Origin of the sequence: Kitasatospora sp. MBT63 (assembly GCF_000710465.2) — a bacterium.
Taxonomy (GTDB): domain Bacteria; phylum Actinomycetota; class Actinomycetes; order Streptomycetales; family Streptomycetaceae; genus Kitasatospora.
This window is the reverse complement of the sequence record NZ_JAIZ01000700.1, coordinates 1-9597: the sequence shown is the minus strand read 5'-3', so window position 1 is coordinate 9597 and position 9597 is coordinate 1. Positions and strand designations below refer to the sequence as shown.

Below are 9597 nucleotides of genomic sequence, written 5' to 3'. Positions count from 1 at the left end.
GGGCCGGTTCTCCAGCCGCCACAGCAGGTCGTTCTCGCGCTTGAGGTCGGCGTTGCCGCCGAACAGGTCACCGGTGGTGGGGTCGGACGGCGCCTCGTAGTAGCCGGACAGCGACACCGCCGAGCGGTACGCGTCGGGCTTGCGCAGCGCGAACTTCAGCGCGCAGTACCCGCCGGTGGAGTCGCCCATCACCGCCCGCGCCTCCGGCTTGTCGTAGATCCGGTAGTCGGTGGCCATCGCCTTCGGCAGGTCGGTGGTGAAGAAGGTCTCCACCTGCGGACCGTTCGGGATGTCCATGCACTCGGTGTCGCGGTTGCCGACGCCCGCCGGGGTCGGGCGCATCATCACCAGCACGGTCGGCGGCAGCTGCCCGGCCTCGATGCCCTTGAGTGCGGTCTCCGGGTACTTCAGCAGGCTGATCAGCTTCTCCGGGATGCCGGGGTAGCCGGAGAGCACCAGCGCCATCGGGAACCGGCTGCCGGCGAACTCCGGCTGGAAGTACTGCGGCGGCAGGTAGACGTAGGCGTCCGAGTTCAGCCCGGAGGCCTCGCCGCGGATGTCGATCTTCTCGATCTTCCCGGAGCGTTCCTTGGCCGGGCCCTGCGCCGAGTACATCTTCTGCTCGCCGGTCACCCGGATCGCCTTGCCGCCCGGCTGGTGGTCCACCACCTGGCCGGGGGCGCCGTCCAGACCGAGCAGGTCGCTCCAGGTGCTGTAGAAGCCGAAGTACGAGTTGGCCACCAGGCCGAGTGCGGCCAGTACCACGACCTGGGTCCCGAAGAACGCCCCGAGCCGCCCGAGCCACGCCTTCCAGCCGTTCCCGCCGAGTCTGGGCCACAGCCACATGGTGGCGGCGAACGCGGCGACCGCCAGCAGGGCGACGATGATCTGAAGCGGGAGTCCGGTGAGGCTTGGCACCAGCTGATCGTAATTGACCGGTGCTGCCGATCTGAGAGCGGGCTGGGCGCAGTCTGGGGGATGGCTAGGAGTCAGCCCCGTCGCCGTTGGCCACCCGGGTCGTTCGCGTGAGGCCGGTCTGTCCGACACGGCGCCTGACGCGGTGCCTGACGTGGCCCTAGGATCGGCGCCGGTCCGCCGACCGGTGCGGCCGAGGACATGGAGACGGCACCCGTATGACGATCGATCCGGTCGGACCGACCACCGACGAGCTGTTCGCCGCCGCCCGGTGTGAACTGGCCGACGAGGAAGAGGACGCCCCGGTGCCGCACCTGGTTGCGCTGCACCGTCGGCCGACCCGGGAGGTCTTCGAGCGGGCGGCCGCCCTGCTCGGCCACGACGAGCCGCAGGAGCGGGAACTCGGCGCGCGGATCCTGCGGGAGCTCGGGGCGCCGGACGAGGACGGGCGACGCCCGTTCGGCGCCGAGACGGTGGCGGTGGTGCTGCGGGAGCTGGCCGACGAGCCGGACCCCTGGGTGACCCACCTGATGCTCTCCGTCATCGGCTACCACGGCGCACGCGAGGCGCTCGACCTGGTGCTCTCCTACCGGGACCACGCCGCGCAGCCGGTCCGGTTCGCCGTCGCCGCGGCGCTGCCCGGCCTCGCGGACCCGGACCGGACCGAGGAACGCGTCGTCGACGCACTGCTGGCCCTCGGCCGGGACACCGACACCGACGTCCGCTGGTACGCCCTGTACGCGCTGTTCAACGAGACGGTGGGGGACGGGAGGGTGGGGCCGGACGCGGAGCGGCGGCGGGGCTGGGCCGCCGGGCTGGTGGCCGACGCCGACGGCGACGCCGAGCGGCTGGCCCAGTTGCACCACCTCGGTTCGACCCTGGAACCGGACGACGACGCTGTGCTGCACGGGCTGCTGACGCGTCCTGAGCGGCCGGGGTCTTAGCGGCTGAGGCCCTGAGCGGCCGCGGTCCTGAGCAGTCGGCCGTCCGCCCGGCGGGTCAGTGGCCGGGCCCGGCCGGATCCCCGTCCGTGAACGGGGCACCGGTCACCGCGTCCAGCACCACCAGGGCCCGGCCCGGTCCGTCCGGCGCGGGCGTCGCCAGGCCGGCCGGCGCCAGCGAGAGCAGCCAGCACACGTGCCAGCCGCCCGAGCGGTCCGCCTTCGCCAGCAGCTCGCCACCGGTCACCGTCATCCCGGGGCGGGCGGCCAGCGCCCGGGCCTGCTCGGCCGTCACGGCTGGCTTCGGCAGTGCCGGACGCGGCACGTTGCGGGCAGTGAACGACACCACCCGGCGGTCGTCGCCGACGATCACGTCGAGCCGCATCGGCATCAGCACTCCGTCCACCCGGGACCGCCACTGCACCAGCTTCGCCTGGCTGCCGGGGCCGCCCGCCGGGAAGACCACGGTGGCCGAGTCGGCCACCGCCCACGGGAAGTGCGCACGGGCGAAGCCGGTACCGATCGCCAGCGCGTCCTGGTCCGACAGCGGCGGGTGGCCGCCCGGCTGCTCGGCGACCGCGCCGAGAACGCCGGAGGTGATCTCACGTGAGGGCCAGTCGAGCACCAGGTTGCCCGCCGGAGTGGCGACCTCCAGCCGCCCGGGCTGCCCGAAGCCGCCCGCCGTGAACTGGACCCGCCCCGGCGAGGTGCCGGCGCCGAAGAAGGCGTGTGCGGCATCGACCGCGGCCGTGGTCTGGGCCTGGTCCGCCCGGTGGCCGTCGCTGGTGTCGGAGACCACGAACAGCAGTGCCGGCGCCGCGACGGCGGCCAGCACCGCCGCCCCGCCGGCCCCGACCAGTGCACCGAGCCGCAGCTCCCGGCCGAACGCCCGACGACCGCCGCGCCCGAGCCACAGCCGGCCGATCAGGCAGCCCAGCAGCGCACCGGCCAGGTTGGCCTCCAGGTCCGCCGAGTCGCACGCCCGGCCCATGCCGGAGACCAGCGCCTGGGTGACCTCGACGGCCCCGGACAGTACGGCGAGCGAGGCGGCGACCGGCAGCGGACGCCGGACCGCGAGCGTCAGGAAGAGGGCGGCGGGTACGAACAGGGCCGCGTTCAGCAGACCTTGGTCGGCCAGCAGTGCCCCGACGACGTCCCGTTGCACCGTGCACGCCATCGAGGCCGGGGCCTGCGGGCTCAAGGGGCAGAGCGTGGCGGCCAGCACCAGGGAGAGCGAGACGGTGGCACCGAGCGCCGCCACCACCGGCAGCCGGTACCGGCGGGCGGCGAACCACACCGGCGCGCCGGCCAGCACGGACAGGACAGCGCAGAGCACGAGGATGGAGTGGTTGCCGCGGAGGGCTGCTTCGATCATGAGGCGGGTGTTCCTGGGTCGGGAGGCACTGGTCGGGCCGGCGGGCCGGGCCCGCCCCGCAGGCAGGCCCGGCCGGGGAGTGTCAGCAGATGCCGACCGGGGCGTTGTAGAAGGTGCCCTGGCCGTCCACCTGCATCCAGCCGACCACGTCGGAACAGTCGGTGAAGCCCAGATCGGTGAAGTTCTGCATCCGCGAGGTGCCGGAGGTCTGGGTGATCCAGCCCTTCGCGTAGCTGTAGCCGTGGTAGTTGAAGCCGAGCTGCTGGGTGATGGTCCCGCCGCCGGTCTTCTCGTACCACTCGTCCATCCGCCAGTAGCCGGTCCCGTCGTACTGCGGTGTGATCTCGGTGAAGAGGTTGCCGTTGGACAGCTTGGTCTTGGACGCGTACGGAAGGTAGTTGCCGCGCGCCGAGGCGGCGGGTGCCAGGGCGAGGGTGAGCGCGGCGAGGCCGGCCGAGACCGCCAGAACCGGGCGAATGCGCATCGTCATGCCTTTCGTGGAGGACCCGGAGGAGTGCCGGGCCGGACGGAGGAAAACATCGTTCCTCCGTCCGCCAACGAACGGCTAACATCCAACTCACTTGCGGTTCATCACATGTGATGGATCGTCGAATACGGGGGCGGGGCATGGGGATGCGCTTCGGCGTGCTCGGACCATTGACGGTGCACGACGATCACGGGCCGCGGCCGGTGACGGGGGAGAAGGTCCGGCTGCTGCTCGCCGCGCTGCTGCTGCACGGCAACCACGTGGTGTCGGCCGAGCAGCTGCGGCGCACGCTGTGGTGCGGCGGGCCGCCCAGGACGGCGCGCTCCGCCCTGCACAACCACGCGGCGCGGCTGCGCCAGGCGCTCGGACCGCAGGGCGGCGGCCGGGTGCGGGCCGTCCCGTCCGGCTACCTGATCGAGGTCCTGGACGGGGAGCTGGACGCCGACGCCTTCGTCTCCCACCTCCGGCGGGCCCGCGCGGCCCGGTCCGAGCGGGACCGGCCCACCGCCCGCAGCGAGACCGCCGCCGCACTCGCCCGGTGGCGCGGCCGGCCCCTCGCCGACCTGCCCGCTCTCGCGGACCGGCCCGAGGTCGCCGGTCTGGTGGAGCAGCATCTGCAGGCCCTCGAGTGGCACTACGAGGACCAGTTGCAGCTGGGCCGGACGGACGGACTCGCCGCCGACCTCGCGACGCTGGTCGCCGAGAACCCGCTGAAAGAGGCGTTCCACCGGCAGCTGATGCTCGTCCTGCACCGGTCGGGCCGGACCGCGGAGGCGCTCGCGGTCCACCAGCGGCTGCGCCGGACCTTGGTCGACGAGCTGGGCATCGAACCCGGCCCCGCCGTCCGGCAGGCGCACCGCGAGGTGCTGGGCGCCCCGCCGGCCCCTGCCCAACCGGTCGCCGGGCCACCTACCGCCGGGCCTCCCACCGTCGCGCGGCCCGTGCCGGGCCCGGTCCGGACGAGGTCGCAGCTCCCGCGGGACCTGCCGGACTTCACCGGACGCGGAGCCGAACTGGACGCCCTGCAGCGGCAGCTGGGCGCAGCGGGCGACCCCGCGCCACCGAAGGTGCTGGTGGTCTCCGGCATGGCCGGCATCGGCAAGACCGCCCTGGCGGTGCACGCTGCGCACGGCCTGCGGTCGCAGTTCCCGGACGGCCGGCTCCATGCCGACCTGCGGGGCCTGGGGCCGGGCCCCGCCCGCAACCCCTTCGACCTGCTCGCCCGCCTCCTCACCGACCTCGGGCTGCCGGACCGGGACGTCCCCCGGCACGCCGACGACCGGGTGGCCCGCTACCGGGCCCTGCTCGCCGACCGCCGGGTGCTGATCGTCCTCGACGACGCCCGCGACGCCCGACAGGTGGCCCCACTGGTACCGGGCACCGGCGGTTCGGCCGTCATCGTCACCAGCCGCAGGCCGCTCGCCGCCCTCCCCGGCGCGGCCCGGATCACGCTCGGCCCGCTGACCCGCTCCGAGCAGTACGAGTTGCTGGCCGCGGTGTGCGGCGCCGAGCTGATCGCCGCCGACCGCCGCTCGGCCGACCGGATCCTGGACGCCTGCGCCGGGCTGCCCCTGGCCGTCCGGATCGCCGCCGCCCGGCTGGCCGGGCGGCCCGCCGCCGCGCTGGGCACCCTGGCGCGACGGCTGTCCCGGGCCGAAGCCCGTCTCGACCTCCTCGCCGTGGACCACCTCGCCGTCCGGGAGTCCTTCTCGACCAGCTACGACGCCCTGCGCACCAGCTCGAACCCGCTGGAACGGGAGGCGGCCAGGGCGTTCCGGCTGCTCGGACTGAGACCGGACCGCCCGCTGTCACTGCGGGCGGCCTCCGCGCTGCTGGACGAGGAGCCGGACCGTGCCGCCGATCTGTTGGACGTCCTGGTCGACGCCCAACTGCTACAGCGCCCACGGCCGGACTCGTACGGGTTCCACGACCTGATCGGCGAGTTCTCGGCCGAGCGGGCGGCGCGCGAGGAGGCGGGGGAGGACCGGGAACGGGCGCTGTCGCGGCTGCTCAGCTGGTGCGCGGCCGGGGCCTGACGGCGGTCGGGCGGCGGTCAGGCGGACTCGCGGACGACCAGGCGGGGTTCGAACAGGACGGAGACGGGACCCTCGCCGGGGTGTTCGATCCGGTCGAGCAGCAGGGCGGTCATCCGCTGGGCCATCTCCTCGACCGGCTGGCGGACCGTGGTGAGCCGGGGGTGGGCGGTCGTGGCGGCGCTGCTGTCGTCGAAGCCGACCACGGCGACGTCGTCGGGCACCCGGCGGCCGTGCTCGCGCAGGACCGCGAGCACGCCCTGGGCCATCAGGTCGTTGGCCGCGAACACCCCGTCCAGGTCCGGGTGTTCGGTGAGCAGCCGGGTCATCGCGGCGGCGCCGCCGGCCAGCGTGAAGTCACCGGCCGCCTCGGGGGCCCAGGGCCGGCCGTGCCGGGCCATCGCCTCGCGGAAGCCGGCCTGCCGGTCCTGTCCGGCGGGCAGGGCGGCGGGCCCGGTGACGGTGACCACCCGCCGGCAGCCGCGGGCGGCGAGGTGGTCGGCGGCCAGCCGGGCGCCGTCGTGGTTGGCGAGGTCGACGTAGCTGAGCGGCAGCGGGGTGGCGGGCCGGCCGAACAGCACGGTCGGCAGTCCGGCCTCGGCGAGCCGGGCGGGCAGCGGGTCGCCGGCGTGGGTGGAGACCAGCAGGGCGCCGTCGGCGCTACCGCGCCGCAGGTAGCCGACGGCCTGTTCGCGGGAGGCGGGGTCGTCGGCGAGCATCAGGACCGGGTGCATGCCGAGCGGGCGGAGTCCGCCGAGCACCCCGCCGACCACCCGGCCGAAGAACGGGTCGGTGAACAGCATCCCGTCGCCGCCGGTCCGCCCGGCCCCGGAGACGATCAGCGCGACGGTGTCGGCCCGCCGGGTGACCAGCGAGCGGGCGGCGCCGTTCGGGACGTACCCGGTGGCGGTGACCGCCCGGCGGACGGTCTCCTGGATGGCGGGGTCGACGTTGCGCACGCCGTTGACCACCCTGGAGACGGTGGAGCGGGACACCCCGGCCACCCGTGCGACGTCCTCCAGGGTGGCCGGGCGGGCTGCCGTGCGCTGGAGGGCGTCAGTCATACGCGTTGTTATAGCACTTGGGCGACACGCCGTCAGGCGGGCCGGGAGAGCGCTCCACCCGCGGGGCCTGTCAGGACCGGCCCCGCGGGTGGAGCGCGCGTTCAGGGGGATCGCTCGTCGAAGCGGACCTGCTCGGGGGCGTCAGCCGTGGCCGGGAAGGCTCACGGGTAGGAGACCACGTTGGACGGGGTGGTCGAGGTGCCCGAGGTGGCCGCGCCGACGTCGTTGATCACGTGGTCGAACTGGCCTTTCCCGCCGAGCGAGTTGACCAGGATGTCGTGGAACTTCACGCCCGGCCGGTTCGGGGCCTCGAAGCCGTGGTCCATCCGGATGGTCGGGTCGACGTTGAAGTAGCAGTACGAGCCGAGGCCCCAGCCCTCGTGGACGGTGACGTTGTCGTCCACCTTGTAGGCCGCGAAGCCCTTGGTGGCGCCGTTCTGGACGGCGGCCTGGTCGGGGGCGTCGTAGGCGATCTCGTTCTGGTAGAAGATCGTCCGGCCGCGCTCGCCGGACCACTCCACGTCGTACTTCTTGAAGTGCTCCACGAACAGGCCGGTGGCCAGCACGTCGTTGCCGCGCACCACCATGCCGTAGTCGGACGGGTTGGCCGTCCAGCCGACTCCGGCGCCGTGGTCGGCGCGCCACAGCCAGGTGTGGTCGACGATGGTGCTGTTGGCGTTGACCACCATGGCGGTGGTGGCCGAGCCGGGGCCGGCGCCGCCGATGCGGGCGAAGACGTCCTGCACGGTGGTCGGGTCCGCCGCGTGGTCCGCGGTGGCGCCGTCCGGGCCGACCTGGAGCAGCGCGGGGGAGTTGACGGTGCCGGCGTCGAACAGCAGACCGGCCAGCCGGATGCCGTCCACGTCGGCGGTGCGCATCGCGACCACGCCGTTGTCCGGCACCACGGTGGCCAGGCCCAGGCCCAGCACCACGGTGCCGGGCCGGGTGACCTCGATGGTCCGGTCGACGTGGTAGACGCCTGGGGTGAACAGCAGGTTGAGGCCCTGGGCCAGCGCCTGGTCGATGGTGGCCGCGGTGGCGCCGGGCTTGACCACGTAGAACTGGCTCAGCGGCAGCGAGGTGCCGGCGCCCGGGCCGTTCGCCCAGGAGACGCCGGTGGCGTTGGTGCGCTTGCCGGGCACGAAGACCTTGTAGTCGTTGCCGTCCAGGTAGAGGAACGGCTTCTCCCGGGAGACCGGGGTGGTGGCGAGCGTGGTGTACGGCGGGTTGGGGAAGCCCTGCGCGGGGGCGCCCTGGACGCCGGAGAAGGTCTGGTTCCAGACGCCGTTGGTGAAGCCGCCGATCGCGCTGTCGCGGGTGTACCACTGCTGCTGCGAGTAGTTGCCGACGGTGCCGTCGATCTTCGAGTCGGCGATGTAGCCGCCACTGGCCCAGCCGTAGCCGTTGGGGGCGAGGTTGAGGCCGCCCTGGACGTGCATCCGGCGGAACGGCGCGGCCTGCGAGACCGCCCAGCGATCGGTGCCGCTGACCGGCTTCAGTGAGAGGTTCTCCGCCGAGCGCCAGAAGTTCTGGGTGGCGTTGCCGCCGAACCAGCCCGCGTCCACGGTGACGTCGCCGTTGAACACGGTGTCGTCGGGGCTGAGCCCGAGGCCCGCGATCGAGGTGTAGAAGCCGATCTGGGCGTTGATGTTGCTGTACGTGCCGGGCTTGAACAGCAGTGCGTAGCGGTCGCTGCCGAACTGGTTGGACTCCTGCTTGGCGAAGACCTCGTCCACCTTGGCCTGGATGCCGGGCGTGGCCGGGTCGAAAACCAGCACGTTCGGCCCGAGGTCGCCGCCGCCCTGGACCGGCGGCACGCTCGGGCCGCCGCTGCCGGTGTGCACGGCCAGCTCCCACAGCGAGTAGCCCCAGGCGGTGCCCCGGGCGGTGCCGTTCATCCGCAGGTACCGGCCGGAGCCGGAGACGGAGAGGGTCTCGGTGCCGCCGGTGCCGGTGGTGGTGGAGTAGACGGTGGTCCAGTTGGTGCCGTTGTCGGAGGTCTGCAGCTGGTACGCCTTCCCGTACGCGGTCTCCCAGTTGAGCACCACCTGGCAGATCTGCTGGGTGGAGCCCAGGTCGACCTGGAGCCACTGCGGGTCGCTCGCGGCGGAGGACCAGCGGGTGCCGGTGGAGCCGTCGACGGCGAGCGCGGCGCCGGTGCCGCCGTTCTCGGTGGAGGAGGCGGTGGCGGGCCGGCCCTGGGCGGCGTTGGCGGTGCCGCAGCCGCCCGGGGTGGTGCCGGTGAAGGAGCCGAAGACCTGGAACTCCCAGAGCGAGTAGCCGTAGCCGGTGCCCCGGGTGATGCCGTTCATCCGCACGTACCGGCCGGAGCCGGAGACCGTGAGGGTCTCGGTGCCTCCGGTGCCGGTGGTGGTGGCGTAGACGGTGGTCCAGGTGGTGCCGTCGGCGGAGGTCTGGATCTGGTACGCCTTGCCGTACGCCGCTTCCCAGTTGAGCACCACCTTGCCGATGGTGGCGGTGGCGCCGAGGTCGACCTGGAGCCACTGTTGGTCGCTCGCGGCGGAGGACCAGCGGGTGCCGGTGGAGCCGTCGACGGCGAGCGCGGCGCCGGTGCCGCCGTTCTCGGTGGAGGAGGCGGTGACCGCCTTGCCCTGGGAGATCAGGGTGTCGGCGGCGTGTGCGGCGGTGCTCGGAAGGGCGAGCACCGCACCGGAGAGCAGGGCCAGGCCGAGCAGTCCGGCCGAGCCGCGCCGGCCGGGGCCGGTCCGGCCGTCGGGGCGTGCTGAAGTGAGCCTCACGGGCTTCTCCTGCGATGGGTGGG

At 73.7% G+C, this 9597-nt stretch carries 7 protein-coding genes; 2 read left to right on the top strand and 5 right to left on the bottom strand.

Translation table 11 applies throughout. The features are described from left to right. The coding region (locus AA75_RS36740; RefSeq protein ID WP_233289341.1) for an esterase family protein at positions 1–918 on the bottom strand (918 nt) is incomplete at its 3' end. A gap of 215 nt (positions 919–1133) precedes the next feature. Here AA75_RS36740 and AA75_RS36735 point away from each other — a divergent pair. Beyond that, on the top strand, positions 1134–1859 hold the full coding sequence (locus AA75_RS36735; RefSeq protein ID WP_033824751.1) for a HEAT repeat domain-containing protein: 726 nt from the start codon (positions 1134–1136) through the stop codon (positions 1857–1859). Between the two features lie 55 nt (positions 1860–1914). Here AA75_RS36735 and AA75_RS36730 read toward each other — a convergent pair whose 3' ends face one another. After that, the gene (locus AA75_RS36730) at positions 1915–3231 is read right to left on the bottom strand and encodes a VanZ family protein (protein ID WP_033824750.1); all 1317 of its coding nucleotides are present in this window, start codon (positions 3229–3231) and stop codon (positions 1915–1917) included. An 82-nt stretch (positions 3232–3313) separates the two neighbouring features. Continuing rightward, a complete protein-coding gene (locus tag AA75_RS36725; RefSeq protein WP_033824749.1) occupies positions 3314–3721 on the bottom strand; it encodes a hypothetical protein in 408 nt (135 codons plus the stop codon). A 137-nt stretch (positions 3722–3858) separates the two neighbouring features. Between AA75_RS36725 and AA75_RS36720 the strand changes: the two genes are divergently transcribed. Beyond that, entirely contained in the window at positions 3859–5754 is a 1896-nt protein-coding gene (locus AA75_RS36720) for an AfsR/SARP family transcriptional regulator (protein WP_033824767.1), read from the top strand. Between the two features lie 17 nt (positions 5755–5771). Here AA75_RS36720 and AA75_RS36715 read toward each other — a convergent pair whose 3' ends face one another. Both AA75_RS36715 and AA75_RS36710 read right to left on the bottom strand, forming a co-directional pair. Beyond that, a complete protein-coding gene (locus AA75_RS36715; protein ID WP_033824748.1) occupies positions 5772–6815 on the bottom strand; it encodes a LacI family DNA-binding transcriptional regulator in 1044 nt (347 codons plus the stop codon). A 161-nt stretch (positions 6816–6976) separates the two neighbouring features. Continuing rightward, complete coding sequence (locus AA75_RS36710; RefSeq protein ID WP_033824766.1) at positions 6977–9511, bottom strand: discoidin domain-containing protein; 2535 nt, start codon at positions 9509–9511, stop codon at positions 6977–6979. Positions 9512–9597: the final 86 nt, after the last annotated feature.